We start from the raw sequence: 19721 nt of genomic DNA, 5'->3' as shown, positions 1-19721 counted from the left end.
TTGCGTGGAGATTGGCTAGAATACGTCTTTACCGCAGGGCAGGGCCATGACCTTCAACCACTCCGCGCCGCTGGTCGGCATCGTGATGGGCTCCCGTTCGGATTGGGAAACCATGCAACACGCGGCTCAGAAGCTCGATGCGCTGGGCGTGCCGTACGAAGTCAAGGTGGTCTCGGCGCACCGCACCCCGGATGTGTTGTTCACCTACGCCGAGCAAGCGGGCGAGCGCGGCCTGCGCGCGATCATTGCCGGCGCTGGCGGCGCGGCGCACCTGCCGGGCATGCTGGCCGCCAAGACCGCGGTGCCGGTGCTGGGCGTGCCGGTGCAGTCCAAGGCGCTCAACGGCATGGATTCGCTGCTGTCGATCGTGCAGATGCCGGCCGGCATTCCCGTGGCAACGTTTGCGATCGGCAATGCGGGTGCGGCCAATGCAGCGTTGTTTGCGGCGGCCATGCTGGCGCCCGGGCAGGCGCAGATCGGTCAGGCGCTGGCACAGTTCCGCGCCAAGCAGACCGACGATGTCATGGCCAGCGACGACCCGCGCCAATGAGCACGGTCGGCATTCTCGGCGGCGGCCAGCTGGCGCGCATGCTGGTCCTGGCGGGCGCTCCACTGGGCTTGCGCTTTGCCGTGTTCGACCCGGCAGCCGATGCCTGCGCGGGCCAGATGGCACCGCTGCAGGTTGGCGCATTCGACGATACGGCGGCGCTGGCCGCATTCGCTGCGCAAGTAGATGTGATCACCTTCGATTTCGAGAACGTGCCGGCCGCCGCCGCGCAGCACCTTGCCGCGCAGGTACCGGTGTTCCCAGGCCCGGCTGCCTTGGCGGTGGCGCAGGATCGGCTCAGCGAAAAGACCCTGTTTCGGGAACTAGGCATCCCGGTGCCGGAGTTTGCCGCAATCGATGACCGCGCCGGCCTGGATGCCGCGCTGGCGCGCGTCGGCGCGCCGTGCGTGCTCAAGACCCGCCGCTTCGGCTACGACGGCAAGGGCCAGTTCCGGATCAAGACGCTTGCAGACGCTGATGCCGCCTGGGACGCGCTGGGGGCGCAGGCGGCCACGGTGGGGCTGATCCTCGAGGCGTTCGTGCCGTTTCAACGCGAAGTCAGCGTGGTCGCCGTGCGTGGCCGCGACGGTGAATTCCGTGCCTGGCCGCCGACCGAAAACTGGCATGTGGACGGTGTGCTGTCGGCCAGTCTTGCGCCCGCCCGGGTCGACGAGGCGTTGCAGACGGCTGCCGAAGCGCATGCACGTGCGATTGCCGACCGGCTGGACTACGTGGGCGTATTCGCGCTGGAGCTGTTCGTGCGCGATGGCGAACTGCTTGCCAACGAGATCGCCCCGCGCGTGCACAACTCCGGCCACTGGACCATCGAAGGCGGCGAGACCTCGCAGTTCGAAAATCATCTGCGTGCGGTCCTCGGCCTGCCATTGGGCAGCACCGCGATGCGGGGGCATGCGTGCATGTTGAACTGGCTGGGCAGCATGCCCGATGCGGGCGCGTTCCTGGCTGTGCCAGGTGGGCACTGGCACGATTACGGCAAGCAGGCACGCGAAGGGCGCAAGGTAGGACATGCCACCGTGCGTGCCGATACGCCGCAGGCGCTGGCGACTGCGCTGGTGCAGGCGGGCAAGGCATTGCAGCGCGAGGCGCAGGTCGCGCCGGTTGTCGGGCGTCTGCAGGAAGGCTGAGTCAGCGCGTTACTGGTTGCTTGCGTGGCGGCGCCCTCGGTCCGGCAGTGCCGGATGCCCCGCAAGGACGAGCGGGCGCTGTTGCAGCGTGGGCTGTGCCACAAGCGGTAACCGGTTCGGCTACCGCTTCGATGGCCAGCTCAGGTCAGCTCAATCGGCTGGCCACGAAATCCCAGTTGATCAGTTTCCAGAACGCGTCCAGGTAGTGCGCGCGGTCCTGCTGGTAATCCAGGTAATACGCGTGCTCCCAGATGTCGCAGGCCAGCAACGGCGTGTCCGGTCCGGTGAGCGGGGTGGAGGCGTTGGGCGTGGCAACGATGGCCACGGTGCCGTCCGGGCGTTGCACCAGCCAGACCCAGCCCGAGCCGAAGGTGCGCAAGGCCACGCGATTGAATTCCTGCTTGAAATGCGCGAAATCGCCGAACGCTTTGCCGATGCTGTCGGCCAGCCTGCCCAGCGGTTCGCCGCCGCCGCGAGGGCGCAGGCACTGCCAATAGAAATTGTGGTTCCACACTTGCGCTGCAAGATGGAACACGCTGCCCTGCGCCTGCCCGATGATCTCGTCCAGGGTCAGTTCTGCGAACTCGCTGCCTTCGATGCAGGCGTTGAGTTGCTCGACTTCGCTGCGGTGGCGCACATCATGGTGGGCTTGCAGTGTCGCGGCCGATAGATGCGGCTCCAGGGCCGCGCGGGAGTAGGGCAGGGCAAGGTGTTCGATCGGCATGGTGTGCAGGGCAGCGAAGGGAGTCCGGCGGCAGGTCGCGTGAAGGCTTACAATGCGCGCCTTTGCGGAAGTCTATCCGACCCGGCGGTCGGGCCTGCCGCTCCCAGTCAGGAGAGTTCAATGCCGGTGATGGAACGGATCCAGGCCGAAGTCGAGCAGCACCCGATCGTGCTGTTCATGAAAGGCACCCCGCAATACCCGATGTGCGGCTTTTCCAGTCGCGCAGTGCAGGCCCTGGTGGCCGCCGGCGCCGACCAGCTGCGCACCGTCAACGTGCTGGAAGAACCGGAAATACGCGCCAACCTGCCGCGTTACTCGAATTGGCCCACGTTCCCGCAGCTGTTCATCCATGGCGAGCTGATCGGCGGCTGCGACATCACACTGGAGCTGTTCGAGGCCGGCGAACTCAAGCGCATCGTCAGCGAGGCCTACCAGCCGTGAGTGCAGCGCAGTCCGCCGCGTCGGCCGGCCTGACCGGGCGTGTGGTGCTGATCACCGGCGCGGCTGGTGGCTTGGGCAGCGCCGCAGCGCGGGCGTGCGCGCAGGCCGGTGCCACCGTGGTGCTGTTGGGGCGCAAGTTGCGCCCGCTCGAACGCGTGTACGACACCGTTGCGGCACTGGGCGCCGAGCCGTTGCTGTATCCGCTGGACCTGGCCGGCGCCACCCCGGACGACTATGCCGCGCTCGCGCAGCGCCTGCAGTCCGAGCTGGGGGGCGTCTCCGGCGTGCTGCACTGCGCGGCAGACTTCGCCGGGCTGACGCCGGCCGAGCTGGCAGCGCCCGATGCCTTTGCGCGCACCATCCATGTCAACCTCACCGCGCGCGCCTGGCTCACGCAGGCTTGCCTGCCGCTGCTGCGCCAGCAGGACGACGCGGCGGTGGTCTTCGTCGTCGACGACCCGGCGCGCGTCGGCCAGGCCTACTGGGGTGCCTATGGCGCTGCCCAGCATGCGCAGCGCGGCCTGCTCGCCAGCCTGCATTACGAAACCGCCGCTGGCCCGGTGCGTCTCCACGGCTTGCAGCCCGGCCCGATGCGCACCGCCCTGCGCGCGCGCGCCTTCACCCATCAGGAAGACGCCGACGCAGCCGACCCCACGCGCTATGCCGCTGCCTGCGTCACCCTGTTGTCTCTGGCAGGTGCTCCGCACCGCGGTGCGATCTGGAGCCCCTCGGCATGACCATTCTGTCGGCAGCCCTGCTGCTGTTCTTGATTCTCGACCCGCTGGGCAACATCCCGGTGTTCCTCAGCGTGCTCAAGCCGTTGCCGCCCAAGCGGCAACGCTTCGTGCTGGCGCGCGAACTGCTGATCGCCCTGTGCGTGCTGATGGCCTTCCTGTGGGGCGGCAAATACGCATTGGAGCTGATGCACCTGCGCCAGGAGTCGGTGGCGATCGCAGGTGGCATCGTGCTGTTCCTGATCGGTATCCGCATGATCTTCCCGCGCCCGGAGGGGCTGATGGGCGAGATTCCCGACGGCGAGCCCTTCATCGTGCCGCTGGCCATCCCGCTGGTGGCCGGCCCCTCGGGCATGGCGGCGGTGATGCTGATGGGCAGCAACGAGCCCACCCGGCTCTGGGACTGGAGCCTGGCGCTGATGATCGCCTGGATCGGCGCCTCGTCGATCCTGGCCTCCGCACCGCTGCTTTACAAGCTGCTGGGTCATCGGGCACTGACTGCGGTCGAACGCCTGATGGGCATGTTGCTGGTGGCGATCTCGGTGCAGATGTTCCTGGATGGCCTGGGGACGTATTTCAAGTTGCCGGTGTCGATCTAAAGCGCTGATGGAGCAGGGGCGTCGCACGTCTTGATGTGGGCGCTCCGGGGATGCGGATGCGCTGCGGGAGGCGCGACGCATCTGGGCGCAGTCGGTTGCCTTGCTTTGTTTGCCGCGAGCGTCCAGATGACGAGCCAATCTGGAGGCCGCAATAGCGCGCGCCCCAGCCCTCCCGGCCATGGCGGGGCGGGGCGGGGCGTTAAAGGGTTCGCGCTCGACAATGCGTTCCTCCAGACTTTGTCGAGCAGTGCGGGCTCCACGCACGCGGAAGGGTGCCAAGCCAAGTCCAGGTGGCTTGTCACAATCGGGACGACTTCCTGGCTACCAGGTGTGCGCGCACCGTGACGCATGAGAGGCCCTTTCCCGCGTCTGCCCGGTAAAACGGCCGGAAGTCGAGACCTGCATCGCGCTCTTGCTGCGACCTTGCGCAATCTGGCGTCTGTGGAACCGCATATGCAGTTCATGTTGCACTGCGCGAACTTTGTCACGCCGCCGTCACAAACAGGCTTTAGCGTGTTAATCTGTTGTTAACCGTTGCGGCAGCAACCAGCCGCGCGGCGAGGGACCCCAGATCATCGGCAGCCCAACCCCGGGAACGGTTGGGCTGACTGCGCTTTTGTCACTGCCCAACCTGTATCGAGGCCACCGAAATGACCCACCCCCGTTGTCTCCGCATGTCCAAGCTCACGCTTGGTCTTGTCGCCGCACTCGCCGCCGCCCCCGTGTTCGCACAGAGCACCTCCGCCGGCGTCGCTGGCTTGGTCACCAGCAGCGGCGGCCAGCCGGTGCCGAATGCCGAAGTCACGATCACCCACGTGGAGTCCGGAACGGTCAGCCGCGCCACCAGCGATGCCAGCGGACGTTACAACGCGCGCGGCCTGCGTGTGGGTGGGCCGTACACCATTACCATCACCAAGTCGGGTGAAGGCACGAAGACTGAAGAAGGGGTTTACCTGAACCTCAACCAGGTCAACAGCGTCGATGCTTCCCTGGGCGGCGATGTGACCACGCTGGGCGCGGTGCAGGCCATCGGCGGCGATTACGGCTCGGCGCTGTTCAGCGCCAACAAGATGGGCACCGGCACCAACGTGACCCGCGAGCAGATCGAATCGCTGCCGTCGATCAACCGTAACCTGCAGGACTACGTGCGTTTGGATCCGCGCGTGGCGCAGACCGACAAAGCACGTAACGAGATCTCGGTGGGCGGCCAGAACCCGCGCTTCAACCTGATCCGCGTGGACGGCATCAGCACCAACGATGCGTTCGGCCTGGAATCCAATGGGTTGCCGACGCCGCGTCAGCCGTTCTCGATGGACGTCATCGACGAGATCTCGGTGGACGTTGCCAACTACGACGTCACCATCACCGGTGCGACCGGCGGCGTGATCAATGCGGTCACCAAGTCCGGTACCAACGAATTTCACGGTTCTGTGTATGGCACCTACCGCGAGAACGATTGGTCGGGCAAGAACCAGAACGACATTCGTCCGCAGCTGTTCGATAACGAAACCACCTACGGCCTGACCCTGGGCGGCCCGGTCATCAAGGACAAGCTCTTCTTCTTCGCCAACTACGAGAAGTACAAGGGCAAGGGCGTCTTCACTGGCGCTTCCGGCTACGGTCCGATCGGTTCGGGCGAGAGCAATATCGTTCAGATCCAGCAGGCGCAGGTCGATCAGATCATCGACATCTCACGCAACACCTACGGGTTCGATCCGGGAACGTTGGCGCTGCCGGCCCTGGATTCGGATTCGGAAGAGAAGGGCTTCAAGCTCGACTGGAATATCTCTGATAAACACCGCGCCTCGGTGCGATACGGCGAGAGCGAACAGAGCACGGCCAACCTCAACGGCTTCGGCAATCAGGCATTGTCGCTGAATTCGTATCACTACGTTCGCGATTTCAGCCTCAAGACCTACACGGCGCAGTTGTTCAGCGATTGGACCGACACGTTCTCCACCGAAGCCAAGGTGTCGTACCGCGACTACTCTGCTGTGCGTACTGCTGCCTCGCAGCTGCCGGCCATTGCCGTGCGGATCGGTAACAACACCGTCAACCTGGGGACTGAGCAGAGCACCCAGGCCAACGAACTGCGTACCGAAACCTGGAATGCCTTCTTCGCGGGCACGTTGTTCTTGAACGACCACACCGTCAAGTTCGGCTTCGACTACGAAGACAACGATCTGTTCAACCTGTTCGGCCAGCGCGTCTTCGGTTCCTATACGTTCAACTCGATTGCCGACTACGCCGCCAATCGCCCGCTGAACTATCGTTATTCGCGCTCCAACAGCGGCAACATCGACGACATCGCGGCCAACTGGGGCATGCGCAATGTCGGCGTGTTCCTGCAGGACACCTGGGCCGTCAACAACAACCTGACGCTGACGTTCGGTGTGCGTTATGACGAGCCGATGGTCAAGAACAGCCCGGCCTACAATGCAACCGCATCGACGCTGTTCGGCTTCCGCAACGACCAGACCATTGACGGGAATGGATTGTTCGAGCCGCGCTTCGGTTTCAACTACACCTTCGACAGCGATCGCCCCACCCAACTGCGCGGCGGCGTGGGCTTGTTCCAGGGTGCTGCGGCTACCGTGTGGCTTTCGAACCCGTACTCCAACACCGGCCTGGCGTATACCGATTACAACTTCTCCAGCCAGACGCTGGTGAACACCAACGGCATTCGTTTCACGCCTGACATCAACAACCAACCGATCGGTAATGGTTCGTTGAATGGCGCTACGCAGTCCGTCGATTTCGTCGACAGCAAGCTGGGTCAACCGTCGGTGTGGAAGGCCAACCTGGCATTCGATACCGAACTGCCCTGGTACGGCATCGTGGCATCTGCCGAGGCGGTGGTGACCAAGGTCAACGAGGCGATCTACTACCAGCAGCTCAATCTGGGCAATACCAGCCGCGTGGGCCAGGATGGTCGTAACCTGTACTGGAATGCTGCAGGCTTGAACCCGGCCTGCTGGCTGGATGATGGCCGTAACCCGACCGGTGCAGGCGCCCCGGCTGCTTGTGTGCGTGGCACTGCATCCGTAGTCGATGCACGCGGCTCGCGCGATCCGCGCTTCAACGATGCCATCATTGCGCGCCCCACCGATAAGGGCGGCAGCGAGAGCTTCACCATCGGCCTGAACAAGCCCTTCAATGGCGGCGACTGGTCGTGGGGCCTGTACTACACCTACACCGACGCCGACGAAGTCAGCGGCCTGACCAGTTCGACCTCGGGCTCGCAGCTCGGTAACAACGCAGTTTTCCAGGCCAACGAAAACGTCGCCTCGACCGCCGCGTACGAAGTGAAGAACAGCATCCTCGGCACCTTGAACTGGAAGCATGCGTTCTTCGGCGACTACGAAACCAAGTTGGGCCTGATCTACCAAGGTCGCAATGGTCGCCCGTATAGCTATGCGTTCGACAACGACGCCAATGGCGATGGTCGCTTGAACGACCTGTTGTATATCCCGGCCGGCCGCGGCGATGTGCTGTTCGGTACCGCTCGAGAGGAACAGGCGTTCTGGAACTACATCGAAGGCAACGAGTATCTGGCCGCCCGTCGTGGTCAGGTGGCCGAGCGTAATGGCGCGCGCAACTCCTGGATCAACCAGTTCGACCTGCATATCGAGCAGGAAATTCCGGGTTTCTTCAAGGACAACAAGGCCTCCCTCTGGCTTGACGTCATGAACGTGGGCAACCTGCTCAACAAGAAGTGGGGCCGTGTCGAGGAGTATGGCTTCCCGGGCATGCGTGGCGTGGTGGAATACGGCGGTGTCGATGCGGCCACTGGCAAGTACGTGTACCGCTTCAATACGCCGGACCAATCCACGGTCTATGACGATCGCGGCATCTCCCGCTGGGCGCTGCAGCTGGGCTTCCGCTACCAGTTCTAAGCTGGCTAGCGCGTTGAAGCTTGCAAAAACGGCCGGGTTCTCCCGGCCGTTTTCTTTTGGGCGGGTGAGTGCGCTAAAGTCCTGCGCAGACGACAGGAGCAAGTTATGGAACTCAGCAGTACGGCAGCACGGGCGCTGCCGGTGGTGGATGCGCGGATCTACCCGCGTGGTGGCCTGGACGTGCTGTCCAAGGCGGAAGTGGCCCGGCTACGTGATGCCTCCAGTGGCGGCATGCACGAGCTGTTGCGACGTTGCGCGCTGGCCGTGCTCACCAGCGGTAGTGCTTCGGACGACCCGCGTGCTGCGCGCGATCTGTACCCGGATTTCGACATCCAGGTGAACCAGCAGGACCGCGGCATCCGCATCGATCTGATCAACGCGCCGGCGATGGCATTCGTGGATGGCGAGATCATTCGCGGCGTGGCCGAGCTACTGTTCGCCGTGGTACGCGACCTGGCTTACATGGCCATCGAACTGGAAGCGCAGCGCGGCGATCTGGATACCAGCGAAGGCATCACCAACGCCGTCTTCGGCCAGCTGCGCAACGCGCGCATCCTGCAGCCGTCAGACCCGAATCTGGTCGTGTGCTGGGGTGGGCATTCCATTTCGCGCGACGAATATCTGTACACCAAGCAGGTCGGCTACGAGCTCGGCCTGCGTGGCCTGGACATCTGCACCGGCTGCGGCCCGGGTGCGATGAAGGGTCCGATGAAGGGCGCCACCATTGCGCATGCCAAGCAGCGCAAGCACCACACGCGCTACATCGGCGTGACCGAGCCCGGCATCATCGCGGCGGAGTCGCCAAACCCGATCGTCAATCATCTGGTGATCATGCCGGACATCGAAAAGCGCCTGGAGGCGTTTGTCCGCATCGGTCACGGCATCCTGGTGTTCCCAGGCGGCGTCGGCACGGCCGAAGAGATCCTGTACCTGCTCGGCATCCTGCTGCGTGAGGAAAATGCCAGCCTGCCGTTCCCGCTGATCCTGACCGGCCCGACCATCGCCGCACCGTACTTCGAGCAGATCGACCGCTTCATCCGCCTGACCCTGGGCGATGCGGCTGCCTCCCGTTACGAGATCATCGTCGGCGACCCGGTTGCCGTGGCACGCCGCATGGCCGAAGGCATCCAAGAGGTGCGCGCGCACCGCAAGGACCAGAAGGACTCCTATTACTTCAACTGGTCGGTGCACATCCCGCTGGAGTACCAGCAGCCGTTCGTGCCCAGCCACGGAGCCATGGCTGCCCTGGACCTGCATCACGGCCGCCCGGCGCCCGCCCTGGCGGCCGACCTGCGCCGCGCCTTCTCCGGCATCGTCGCCGGCAACGTCAAGGAAGATGGCATGCGCCGCATCGAGGAGTTCGGCGCGTTTGAGATCCACGGCGACCCGGACATCATGCAGGCCCTGGACGAGCTGCTGCGTGGCTTCGTCGAACAGCGCCGGATGAAGATCTCGGGGGATTACCGGCCTTGTTATCGGGTGGTGACCTGAAGGCTGCCCGGTACCGCGATCCCTCTCTGCAAAGGCCGGCGCAAACCCCTGCGCTGGGTGCGGGTCGCGGACGTTGCACCGCCTAGTTGGTACGTCGGCGCCCTCAGAACGACCGTTCATCCCCTTGGCACTTGTTTCCGGGATGTCGGTCAATGCATGGTAAGGAGGTCACGCTGGGGAGCGTCCAATGTCTCATCGCCGATTTACCGGCTTCACACTTGTCGAATTGATGATTGCGATCGCCGTATTGGCGATTTTGCTTACCATCGCGTTTCCAAGCTTTCGTGGAGTGATTCGCTCCAACCGCGTCGCGAGCAGTGCCAATGAGACCATCGGGCTACTGTCTCTTGCCCGCAGCGAAGCGATACGCAATCGCCGAGGTGGGGGGGGTTGCGGCAGCGCGTCGGGAACGGCCTGCGACAATAATTGGGCGAGCGGAATGCTGGCTTGGGCGGATACCGATGGAGATGGCGCTTTCAAGAGTGGCGACACTGTCCTGCGTTTCGTTTCGATAGACCGGTCGCTGAGCAATTCCGGTCCGTCCGGCACTGCGATTGCGTTCGATGGGAGGGGGCGTAGGCTTGCTTCCACCAACCAGCAGATCACGTTGCAGCCAACCATGTGTGATGGGCAGGCATTGCGCCGCACGTTGGTCGTCAACGGCGCCGGTCAGATCACCTCCCAGAAAGGCGCCTGCCAATGATGCTTCCCCGATCCTTCGTATCGCGCTCCCGGTCCGATGGCTTCAGCTTGCTCGAAGTGCTGATCGCCATCGTCGTTCTTGCGTTTGGTCTGCTTGGGTTTGCACTATTGCAGACCGCTAACGTGCGGTTCGTGCAGAGTGCCAACTATCGTACTCAGGCCACCAACCTTGCTTACGACTTGCTGGACCAGATGCGCAGCAATCGCTTCCAATCGGCCTGGTATACCGAGGCTACCTTTTCCGCGAATACTGTCACAGTTGCCAGTTGCAGCCGACCGCTTGGAACCGATCTCACGATCACAACCAACATCGCACGCTGGAAGTGTCAGGTAGTACAGGCATTGGGAGAGGGCGCCAGTGCGACAGTGCTGAATACCAACGGCCAAGTCACCGTGGGCATCAGCTGGGGGGATCAGCGCTGGGATGCAAGCAACCCGAATGCGCTCACAACCTTCACCTTGGTGTCTCAGCTATGACTCCCCGCTCCCCGTCCAAGGCTGCAAGTGCCGGTATCAGCTTGATCGAAATGATGATCGCCATGGTGATCGGCCTGGTGTTGATGCTAGGAGTGATTCAGGTCTTCTCGGCATCCCGTACCGCATCGATGCTTGCAGAAGGAAGTGCGCGTGCGCAGGAGAACGGGCGATTTGCGTTGGAATTCCTACAGCGCGACATCCGCATGGCAGGGCACTTTGGCTGCGTCAATGACCAAGCGCACTTTGTGCGTGGTGAGGGGGATCCGGTAGTAACTACCGGGGCTGCTAGTGGCTCAGGCCATCCGCTGGATTTCAGTGTTAGCGTGCAGGGCTACGAAGCGCCCAATACCAAACCGACCGGTGTCCTGACGATCGGAGCCAACTGGGCGGTACCAACCAATCTGCCAGCATCGATTTCCAAGCTCAACCCGCGCGGAGGTAGCGACATCCTTGTGTTGCGCTACCTGGCGCCAGAGAGCGTGCCGATCACTGGGCTGACGTCGGGTAGTAACAGCGTGGTCAACTTCAATGCTACTAGTGGCCTACGCTTGACCGAGGGCGGCCAGGCCGCTCCCACTGTATTTGGAATCGCTGATTGCGCACATGCAACGGTGTTCAAGGGTGTCTATGCCAGTGGCAAAGTCACTGCCAACGGAACCAATTTGTCGAATTACTCAGCAAGGCCGACTGGCCAGGCTTTGATTTACCGAGCCGAATCACTTGTGTACTACGTAGGTACCTCTGCAACAACGGGCGAGCCGGCGCTCATGCGTGCGCGCTCGAACGGTCTTGACGATTACGTAGCACCAGAGGAGCTGGTCGAAGGTATCGAAAATATGCAGTTGCTGTTTGGTCTCGATCAGACCGCCAATCTGTCCACAACCTCTCCACCATTGGGCAACATCAACACCCAAGCCATCGCAAGCGATGTTTCCATTGGCGCAGATGCTGCTGCAGCTGGGCAATGGAGGCGAGTGGGGCAGGTCCAGGTCGGCATTCTCGCCCGTAGTCCTTCACCTTCCACAGCTGAGAAACCGACGACTGCGGTGCGCTATCCAAGCGCATTAGGAGTGTCTTTTGCGCCAGCAGCTCAAACTGACGGGCGATACAGGATGACGTACGAGTCCACGATCGCCTTGCGTAACCGACTGTTCGGAAACTGACCCATGAATGCATACGCCCGCATGCGACCTTTGTCCGCTCGCCCTCGTGGCGCGGTGCTCTACGTCGCCCTGATCATGCTGATCCTGTTGGCCTTGATTGGCATCGCCGGGATGCAAGTGGCAGGGATGCAGGAAAAAATGGCATCCAATTACCTTGCGACCAATATCGCCTTTCAGAATGCCGAGGGAGTGACGCGTCGGAGCGAGCGTGCCATCGAGGCCATTGCCAATCGTACGAGTGCACCAACAGGCGCCCCTTTGGTCGATACCGATATTCAGCAAAACTGTGATGCTGCATTTGACCCAGTTGCATGGGGACGCAGCAAGGCGACGACGGTAAATGAGGCAGTCAATGTACGTCGCATCGACTCGTGCATCATCGGCGGAGGATCGCTTGCGATGGGTGACCCACTTGACCCTGTGACGCCTGTGTACCAAATCACTACATTCTCCAACGATGCCGCGACGGATGCCTCGTCATCGGCATCGATCGACACCATCTTCAAGCTCTGAGGCTGCCGGCATGTCCCCTCGCATTTTCCGAACCGCTGTCGTCTCCGCGATCGTGCTTGCCGCAGCTGGTGGCTACTTCGTCTACAGCCTGATTGCCGCGCAAGGTCAAGGTGCTTTGGCGCAGGCCCCGCTAAATAATGTGAACTCGATTCCTCCTGCTTTTATTATGGCTGTGGATGACTCGAATTCGATGACGTTTGAACGAATCTTTAGAGGGGGGGACGGTCGTTTACGTTGGAATGGCACCAGTTTCTTCAGTGCGGCCGGAACTTTTTTTGATACCGCTCAGGGATGCGCGAGTAACTCGGCGGATTGCTATCTCTACTTATATCCGCATAGTGGCTATAACGCTGCTTATACTCCGGGAGATGCGATTCCTCCGCTTGACATCTTCGGGTTTGCGCGATCGCCAACCTACAATGCGAGCTATTACAATCCAGATGTTGTCTACAATCCTTGGGTACTTCCCCCTAAATTAGGGCAAAGCGGCCCAACTCTTTGGGCAAATGCTAATTTTAATGAGGCCCGGGTCGATCCCCGTGACCCCTCTATCTACGGCAATGACTTCTCCACTGGTTACTCCACTACGTACGACCTTGCATATCGTGAGGCTAATAACGAATTCTTTCAGTTTCTTACTGGGATGAGGATACCGGCAGGCACCCGTTACCGATCGTCTGCTCGATCGTGCAATACATTCAATAATTCAGGTTTTGCGAATAATGATGGACTGCCAAGTAGTAACGGCAATTGGACTACATTGGCTTCGACCGTCACTGTTGCAGCGAACTGTCAAGTGCAAATCGGCTATGTGCCTGCTACCTTCTACTTGCCCGAAGCTGCTCCAGCTCCTGCGAATTATCTAGCCAATGATACTAATCGGCCTGTAATTCAAAACGCCTGCGGTCCCGGCTGCAATATGAGGCGTTATCAAATTACTTTGCGTAATTATAACAACAACGTGAATGCCTATAACGCAGCAAGTACGAACTTCGCAAACTGGTTCCAATACCATCGAAATCGTATTCTTGCTGTCATTGGATCGGAGACGCGCGCTTTATCGACTGTTGAAAAAATGCGCGTGGGTTATTTTACGATCAATAATCGCACTAATGTTACCATGTATGATGTAGGTGTCGATTCCGAAATTGCCGCACTATATGATAAGATTTATAAGTTGAAGCCCTCTGGAGGAACGCCGAATCGCACGGCTGTGGATTACTTAGGTAAGCAGTTCTTGCGCGTCGGGGATGGTGCTCCGGTGTTGCGCGCATGTCAAAAAAACGGCGGCATGTTGTTTACCGATGGTTATACGAATAGTACAGATGCAGTTGCGGGGTATGATAATGCGGATTCGGTTGGCACCATGAATTTTCCTTCCGTGCCTTTTGCTGATAATTACTCAAACACTATAGCCGACATTGCGGCGTCATACTATTCGGGCGCGTCGACACCGTTGGTATCCGGGCAGGGGTTTCAAGCGGGTTTGGTGCCAGTGGATGAAAAATGCGCAACACTCTCAAAGGAATCGCCAGACTGGAAGCGGCTGGACTGCCAGAAAGATTTGCATATGAATTTTTATGCAATCACGCTTGGTGCGCAAGGCAATATCTATGAAGTCAACCAGGCCGCTACCGCCGACCCCTATACGAACGCGCCCGACTGGAATGCAAATGGTGATCCAAACGATGGTGACGACGGTCGGGTAATTGATGAGCTTTGGCATGCCACCGTGAATGGTCGAGGGCAATTCATCAATGCAAAAAGTCCGGCAGAAGTAACGGCCGCAATGCAGCGTGTTCTGTCCGCGGCTGGTTCGCCCAGCTCGCCTTCCGGAACATTGGCGCTGACGGGGGCACGAATCGGCACGGGTTCCTTGTCGGTCGCGCCTGAGTATCAGATAAGGAACAACGGGACCGATTGGTCAAGTAAGCTTAAAGCAAGCCAGGCCTCGGTCGATCCCGCTACACGGGAAGCCCGCTTCACTCAGCTGTGGGAGGCTTCCGGGCAGATTCCCGCGCCTAATGCCCGCAATGTTTTTTTTAACGATGGCAGCAATGTACGAAAGTTCGAAGGAACGGCCATTAGTCTCGACGGCCTTTGTGGGCTCTCTCAGACGCTTTATCGCGGCCAAACGCTCTGTTCAGCACAGCACCTAACCGATCTCGGGGCAACCGCTGCGACTGCGGCGAGCTATCTATTGGGTGATCAAAGTGGGGAAGTTCAGCAGAAAGGCAGGTTTCGTGATCGCAGCACCGTGCTCGGTGATATAATCAACTCTGCGCCGCTGATCAGTGCTCCTACCGACGATTACGGATACAGGGCTCTAAGTGGAACGTTGGGTGCGACCTACACTACTTACTTGGAAAGCAAGCGTGCTAGTCGGGGGTACATGGTATATGCCGGTGCAAATGATGGAATGTTACATGCTTTCGATGGAGGAATTAATAGCAGTGGTACGGTGACAGGTACTGGCGGCCGCGAACGCTTTGCTTATATCCCTGCAACATCCTATGGGCATATGGGCGATTTATTGCTGCCGTACCAGGCAGTCAAGGGAACTATCCCCTCGTTCGATCATCGCTATTTCGTCGATGGCCCGTTGGCAGTGGGAGATACCTACTACAGCAACAGTTGGAAGACGACGCTGGTTGGTACGACCGGGGCCGGTGGCCGCGGAGCGTTTGCGCTGGATGTCACTAATCCGGGTACGTTCGGTAGCGGGAGTCGACTTTGGGAAATCAACGATCTTAGCGGTGATGCCGCGGTGCGTTCCAATATCGGGCATGTGCTCGGCAAGCCGGTCATTGTCCCGGTACGTGCTGCAAATGGCTCGGTGAGCTGGAAAGCGATCTTCGGTAACGGCTATGACAGCGCCAGCGGCAAAGCTGTCTTGTTCGTAGTGGATATCGGAACGTCTTCGACCCCGGTCGTCCGTATGATCGAGGCGACGGAGCCGGGGAGCGCGATCAGTGGCCGGAACGGGCTGGGCAATATCATTGTCCTGGATCGCGTGGACAATTTGACAGTCGACCCGTCCGGTGTGCCGGCTCGTACGCGGGATGGCTATGCAGACACGGTTTATGCCGCCGATCTTCGTGGTGCGATCTGGAAGTTCGATCTTACGTCGACGGCAGCTTCGGTAACCGTTCCTGCATTCACTACGGGAACATATGCCGAAAGTGGGCTTACCTACCGGCAGCCTATTACAGGTGGACTGCAGGCCGCTTCTGGCGAAAATGGCGGGGTCCTGGTGCTGTTTGGTACTGGTAGTTTTGCGTTCGAGCACGACAGCCGGCCAAGTTCCGCGCAACACATACAAAGCCTGTACGGCTTTACGGATCAGGTGGATGGCGTGATCGCCACGACCCTAAGTAGGGCGAATCTGACCCCCTATTCGGTCACGACTGCTACGGGCGGCGCGACGCGCAGCTTGCAAGTAGGTACTGCTCCGACAACAGCGCTTGGGTGGTATGTGGATTTGCCCGCCGGCGAGCGATTCGTAGGTTATCCGGAGCTTGTCTCGGGAATTCTCTTTATGCCTACATATGCGCCGCTCGCTGCAAGTAGCGGCTGCAGCACCGATGGCGTGAACTGGCTATTTGGCCTGAATCCGCGTACCGGCGTGGGCGCGTTGTCTGGTGTTCGAATGGGCGGGATCAGTGGTTCCACGCTAGCCAGCGGTTCTGCCGGTATTTCACTCAATACAGGCGGAAACGCCCCTGTGAAGGATGTGGGGGTATCGGTCGTACCCAGGCTTGAGCCCAAGGTCAATCCAAAGGATGGCTCAGCCGCCCCAGCAGTTCCGCCAGGTTCAGGTTGCTGGATGGTCGTCAACGTGGCGGGTGCCACGCCCATGTATGTTCCTTATCCTTGTGGCCGCCAATCCTGGCGCCAGATTCAGTGACGGAGGTCGTCAATGTCGCTACGCTTGTCCCGTGCGCTTTCTCGTCGGCTACCACAGCGAGCCGGAGTCAATGGCTTCACCCTGATCGAGTTGATGGTGGTCGTCGCTATCGTGGGAATTCTGGCTGCAGTTGCTTATCCGTCCTATGCTGAGCATGTTCGCAAGTCGCGGCGAGCACAGGCGAAGGCAGATCTAGTCGAGTATGCTCAGATGGCCGAGCGCTCCCATACGACGAACAATACTTATGCAAGTTTTCGTTTTGGGAATGGTTCAACAACTATCCAGTCGCCGCGTGAGGGTGGTACTGCGCAATACACCATAACGTTCGTCGGTAATCAGTCCGCCTTCACGATCACTGCAGTGCCGCAGGGTAACCAAACCAAAGATGCGTGTGGCACGATCTCGCTGAACCAGGCCGGGGTGAAGACACCGAGCGCTTCAACTACTGCTGGCTGCTGGTAGGGTGTTGCACTGACGTAAAGTTACGTCTACAATGCGCCTCCTCGCCCGAATAGCTCAGCCGGTTAGAGCACTTGACTGTTAATCAGGGGGTCGTTGGTTCGAGTCCAACTTCGGGCGCCAAGATGTTGAAAAAGCCGCGACGTGTCGCGGCTTTTTCGTTTTGTGCGTCAGCGTCGTGGTCGGCAGCTTGAGGGCGTGGTGTAGCGGACTGTTCGCGTGCGTCCCGTGTTGTTTACGATGACGTCGGCCAGCCGCCGGGCGTTGCTGCAGAGGCTGATGGTGATGTTGGTGCCGCTGTTTAGGCCGCTGGGCAGGAATCGCACGATAGGTCTGCCAAGCGTGGCCGTTGCTTCGATGTCATTGGTCAGCGGATAGTGTTCGACCCTGAGGATCGAGGACGCATCCACTGGCTGCCCGTTGCGGCCCGCGTCCTTGAACACTATCCAGCCGTAGCTCCAGTCGCCATCCGTTCGGCAATTCGTGCCATCGGCCGACGGGCACACGCTCACGGGCATGCGCTGCGCGACGGCCATGCTTCGTGCCATCGCAAGATAGGTCGTCAACAGATGCACGCGCGTCGTCGCCCGATGCCACTCCAGAACGCCCTGGAAGCTCGGCAGGCCGATGGCTGACGTGATGGCGATGACTGCCATCACGACCAACAACTGCACTGCGGTGTACCCTCTCGCGCTCGAACGAGTCACTGCTCCCATCGCGCTTCTCCTTGAGGTCGAGCGAGCAGTCTCTGTGTTGGCCGCATGCCGGGAAACGCTTGCTTCACTCAAGTGAACGTCAGACTTTTACCGGCATCGACCTACGAGATTTCGTACCGTCCTCCCCCGAGATCCGCTCCATGACCGACCGCTTTGAACTCGTCTCCCCGTACTCTCCGGCCGGCGACCAGCCCGCTGCCATCGAGAAGCTGGTGGCCAACTTCGAGGCTGGCCTGGCCAAGCAGACCCTGTTGGGGGTGACCGGCTCGGGCAAAACCTACACCATCGCTAATGTCGTGCAGCAGGTGCAAAAGCCGACCCTGGTGATGGCGCCCAACAAGACGCTGGCGGCGCAGTTGTACGGCGAATTCAAGTCGTTCTTCCCGAACAATGCGGTCGAGTACTTCGTCAGCTACTACGACTATTACCAGCCCGAGGCCTACGTGCCGTCGTCGGATACCTTCATCGAGAAGGACAGTTCGATCAACGAGCACATCGAGCAGATGCGCCTGTCGGCGACCAAGACCTTGCTGTCGCGTCGCGATTCGCTGGTGGTTGCGACGGTGTCGGCGATCTACGGCCTGGGCGCGCCCGAAGATTACCTGTCCCTACGCCTGATCCTGTCGATCGGTGAGCATATCGATCAGCGGCAGTTGATCCGGCATCTCACCGACCTGCAGTACACCCGCAACGAATTCGAGCTCACCCGCGGCGCGTTCCGCGTGCGCGGGGAGGTGGTGGACGTGTTTCCGGCCGAGTCGGATACCGAGGCCTTGCGGATCGAGCTGTTCGATGGCGACGTCGAGCAGCTGACCCTGTTCGACCCGTTGACCGGCGAAACCCTGCGCAAGCTGCAGCGCTACACCGTGTACCCAAAGACGCACTACGCCACCACGCGCGAGCGCACGCTCAGCGCCGTCGACACCATCAAGGAAGAGTTGAAGGAGCGGCTGGAGCAGCTGTATTCCCAGAACAAGCTGGTGGAAGCGCAGCGCCTGGCGCAGCGCACCCAGTTCGATCTGGAGATGATGGCCGAAGTGGGCTTCTGCAACGGCATCGAGAACTACTCGCGGCACCTCACCGGCAAGGCGCCGGGCGAGCCGCCGCCGACCCTGTTCGACTACCTGCCGCCGGACGCATTGCTGGTCATCGACGAATCCCACGTCACCATTCCGCAGATCGGCGCGATGTACAAGGGCGACCGCTCGCGCAAGGAAACGCTGGTGGAATTCGGCTTCCGGCTGCCGTCGGCGCTGGACAACCGGCCGCTGCGTTTCGAAGAGTGGGAGGCACGTTCGCCGCGCAGCATCTACGTGTCGGCAACGCCTGGTCCGTATGAGCTGCGCGAATCCGCCGGCGAGATCACCGAGCTGGTGGTGCGGCCAACCGGTCTGATCGATCCGGTGGTCGAGATTCGCCCGGTCGGTACCCAGGTCGACGACCTGATGTCCGAAGTGCATGAGCGCATCAAGCTCGGCGATCGCGTGCTGGTCACCACGCTGACCAAGCGCATGGCCGAAAATCTCACCGAATACCTGGGCGAGCACGGCATTCGCGTGCGCTACCTGCACTCGGACATCGACACCGTGGAGCGCGTGGAGATCATCCGCGACCTGCGCCTGGGCAAGTTCGACGTGCTGGTCGGCATCAACCTGCTGCGCGAAGGTCTGGACATGCCGGAGGTGTCGCTGGTGGCGATTCTGGATGCCGACAAGGAGGGCTTCCTGCGCTCGACCGGCTCGCTGATCCAGACCATCGGCCGCGCCGCTCGCAATCTGCGCGGCAAGGCGATCCTGTATGCCGACAAGATCACGCGCTCGATGCAGGCGGCGATCGACGAGACCGATCGCCGCCGCGAGAAGCAGGTCGAGTACAACCTCGAGCACGGCATCACGCCCAAGTCAGTGGCGCGCCCGATCGAAGACATCATGGAAGGCGCGCGTGAGGAGGCGGCCGAGAAGAAGGCCGGCAAGGGGCGCTCGAAGTCGCGTCAGATTGCCGAAGAGGCCCCGGACTATCGTGCGATGAAGCCTGCGGAGATCGCCGGCAAGCTCAAGAGTCTGGAGCAGCAGATGTACCAGCACGCCAAGGATCTCGAATTCGAGGCGGCCGGCCAGATTCGCGACCAGATCCAGAAGTTGAAGGCTGCCAGCCTGGGGTAGGGCAGATGGCTCACCCTGCAGGCGCAATAGGGCTTGTGGTCGGTA

16 protein-coding genes and 1 tRNA gene are annotated in these 19721 nt (G+C 60.9%); 15 read left to right on the top strand and 2 right to left on the bottom strand.

Annotated elements, in window-relative coordinates; all coding sequences use genetic code 11:
• The first annotated feature begins 46 nt into the window (after positions 1-46).
• Positions 47-550 carry a 5-(carboxyamino)imidazole ribonucleotide mutase gene (purE, locus tag HG421_RS10865; protein WP_169706386.1) on the top strand — a complete coding sequence of 168 codons (504 nt, stop codon included), beginning with the start codon at positions 47-49 and terminating at the stop codon, positions 548-550.
• The gene (locus HG421_RS10860) at positions 547-1692 is read left to right on the top strand and encodes a 5-(carboxyamino)imidazole ribonucleotide synthase (protein ID WP_169706385.1); all 1146 of its coding nucleotides are present in this window, start codon (positions 547-549) and stop codon (positions 1690-1692) included. The genes purE and HG421_RS10860 overlap by 4 nt, the downstream gene beginning before the upstream one ends.
• A 145-nt stretch (positions 1693-1837) precedes the next feature.
• Here HG421_RS10860 and HG421_RS10855 read toward each other — a convergent pair whose 3' ends face one another.
• Complete coding sequence (locus HG421_RS10855) at positions 1838-2416, bottom strand: superoxide dismutase (protein ID WP_169706384.1); 579 nt, start codon at positions 2414-2416, stop codon at positions 1838-1840.
• Between the two features lie 120 nt (positions 2417-2536).
• Here HG421_RS10855 and grxD point away from each other — a divergent pair, with 120 nt between their 5' ends.
• From grxD to HG421_RS10795, 12 genes are all read left to right on the top strand, one after another.
• Positions 2537-2857, top strand: coding sequence for a Grx4 family monothiol glutaredoxin (grxD, locus tag HG421_RS10850; protein ID WP_104542540.1), 321 nt, complete (start codon positions 2537-2539; stop codon positions 2855-2857).
• Positions 2854-3594: an SDR family NAD(P)-dependent oxidoreductase gene (locus tag HG421_RS10845; protein WP_169706383.1), complete on the top strand. Its 741-nt coding sequence runs from the start codon at positions 2854-2856 to the stop codon at positions 3592-3594. Before grxD ends, HG421_RS10845 begins: the two co-directional genes overlap by 4 nt.
• Entirely contained in the window at positions 3591-4190 is a 600-nt protein-coding gene (locus HG421_RS10840; RefSeq protein ID WP_039407493.1) for a YhgN family NAAT transporter, read from the top strand. Before HG421_RS10845 ends, HG421_RS10840 begins: the two co-directional genes overlap by 4 nt.
• Before the next feature lie 650 nt (positions 4191-4840).
• A complete protein-coding gene (locus HG421_RS10835; RefSeq protein ID WP_169706382.1) occupies positions 4841-8086 on the top strand; it encodes a TonB-dependent receptor in 3246 nt (1081 codons plus the stop codon).
• Positions 8087-8191: 105 nt separating this feature from the next.
• A complete protein-coding gene (gene ppnN, locus HG421_RS10830) occupies positions 8192-9577 on the top strand; it encodes a nucleotide 5'-monophosphate nucleosidase PpnN (protein ID WP_169706381.1) in 1386 nt (461 codons plus the stop codon).
• Between the two features lie 187 nt (positions 9578-9764).
• Positions 9765-10280 (top strand): GspH/FimT family pseudopilin, encoded by a 516-nt coding sequence (locus tag HG421_RS10825; RefSeq protein WP_169706380.1) that lies wholly within the window; start codon positions 9765-9767, stop codon positions 10278-10280.
• Positions 10277-10756, top strand: a complete 480-nt coding sequence (gene pilV, locus HG421_RS10820) for a type IV pilus modification protein PilV (RefSeq protein ID WP_425533314.1) — start codon at positions 10277-10279, stop codon at positions 10754-10756. Before HG421_RS10825 ends, pilV begins: the two co-directional genes overlap by 4 nt.
• Complete coding sequence (locus HG421_RS10815) at positions 10753-11919, top strand: PilW family protein (RefSeq protein ID WP_169706379.1); 1167 nt, start codon at positions 10753-10755, stop codon at positions 11917-11919. Before pilV ends, HG421_RS10815 begins: the two co-directional genes overlap by 4 nt.
• Positions 11920-11922: 3 nt before the next feature.
• Entirely contained in the window at positions 11923-12432 is a 510-nt protein-coding gene (locus HG421_RS10810; protein WP_169706378.1) for a pilus assembly PilX family protein, read from the top strand.
• A gap of 10 nt (positions 12433-12442) precedes the next feature.
• Complete coding sequence (locus HG421_RS10805; protein ID WP_248279369.1) at positions 12443-16339, top strand: pilus assembly protein; 3897 nt, start codon at positions 12443-12445, stop codon at positions 16337-16339.
• Positions 16340-16351: 12 nt separating this feature from the next.
• Positions 16352-16801 carry a type IV pilin protein gene (locus HG421_RS10800; RefSeq protein WP_169706376.1) on the top strand — a complete coding sequence of 150 codons (450 nt, stop codon included), beginning with the start codon at positions 16352-16354 and terminating at the stop codon, positions 16799-16801.
• 43 nt (positions 16802-16844) lie between these two features.
• Positions 16845-16921, top strand: a tRNA-Asn gene (locus tag HG421_RS10795).
• A gap of 47 nt (positions 16922-16968) precedes the next feature.
• On the opposite strand, the gene HG421_RS10790 is transcribed toward HG421_RS10795, so the two are convergent.
• Positions 16969-17472 (bottom strand): GspH/FimT family pseudopilin, encoded by a 504-nt coding sequence (locus HG421_RS10790; protein ID WP_228331030.1) that lies wholly within the window; start codon positions 17470-17472, stop codon positions 16969-16971.
• Positions 17473-17654: 182 nt separating this feature from the next.
• On the opposite strand from HG421_RS10790, the gene uvrB reads away from it, so the two are divergent.
• Entirely contained in the window at positions 17655-19676 is a 2022-nt protein-coding gene (gene uvrB, locus HG421_RS10785) for an excinuclease ABC subunit UvrB (RefSeq protein ID WP_169706374.1), read from the top strand.
• The last annotated feature ends 45 nt before the right edge of the window (positions 19677-19721 follow it).

The sequence above is a fragment of the Xanthomonas campestris pv. badrii genome, assembly GCF_012848175.1.
GTDB lineage: Bacteria > Pseudomonadota > Gammaproteobacteria > Xanthomonadales > Xanthomonadaceae > Xanthomonas > Xanthomonas campestris_C.
The sequence above is the reverse complement of the archived record's forward strand: the minus strand, read 5'-3'. Positions and strand labels throughout refer to the sequence as shown.

Excerpts from the sequence above, each read along its gene's own strand:
- purE (WP_169706386.1), top strand. The coding sequence starts at position 47 with ATGACCTTCAACCACTCCGCGCCGCTGGTCGGCATCGTGATGGGCTCC.
- HG421_RS10860 (WP_169706385.1), top strand. The coding sequence starts at position 547 with ATGAGCACGGTCGGCATTCTCGGCGGCGGCCAGCTGGCGCGCATGCTG.
- HG421_RS10855 (WP_169706384.1), bottom strand. The coding sequence starts at position 2,416 with ATGCCGATCGAACACCTTGCCCTGCCCTACTCCCGCGCGGCCCTGGAG.
- grxD (WP_104542540.1), top strand. The coding sequence starts at position 2,537 with ATGCCGGTGATGGAACGGATCCAGGCCGAAGTCGAGCAGCACCCGATC.
- HG421_RS10840 (WP_039407493.1), top strand. The coding sequence starts at position 3,591 with ATGACCATTCTGTCGGCAGCCCTGCTGCTGTTCTTGATTCTCGACCCG.
- HG421_RS10835 (WP_169706382.1), top strand. The coding sequence starts at position 4,841 with ATGACCCACCCCCGTTGTCTCCGCATGTCCAAGCTCACGCTTGGTCTT.
- ppnN (WP_169706381.1), top strand. The coding sequence starts at position 8,192 with ATGGAACTCAGCAGTACGGCAGCACGGGCGCTGCCGGTGGTGGATGCG.
- HG421_RS10825 (WP_169706380.1), top strand. The coding sequence starts at position 9,765 with ATGTCTCATCGCCGATTTACCGGCTTCACACTTGTCGAATTGATGATT.
- pilV (WP_425533314.1), top strand. The coding sequence starts at position 10,277 with ATGATGCTTCCCCGATCCTTCGTATCGCGCTCCCGGTCCGATGGCTTC.
- HG421_RS10815 (WP_169706379.1), top strand. The coding sequence starts at position 10,753 with ATGACTCCCCGCTCCCCGTCCAAGGCTGCAAGTGCCGGTATCAGCTTG.
- HG421_RS10810 (WP_169706378.1), top strand. The coding sequence starts at position 11,923 with ATGAATGCATACGCCCGCATGCGACCTTTGTCCGCTCGCCCTCGTGGC.
- HG421_RS10805 (WP_248279369.1), top strand. The coding sequence starts at position 12,443 with ATGTCCCCTCGCATTTTCCGAACCGCTGTCGTCTCCGCGATCGTGCTT.
- HG421_RS10800 (WP_169706376.1), top strand. The coding sequence starts at position 16,352 with ATGTCGCTACGCTTGTCCCGTGCGCTTTCTCGTCGGCTACCACAGCGA.
- uvrB (WP_169706374.1), top strand. The coding sequence starts at position 17,655 with ATGACCGACCGCTTTGAACTCGTCTCCCCGTACTCTCCGGCCGGCGAC.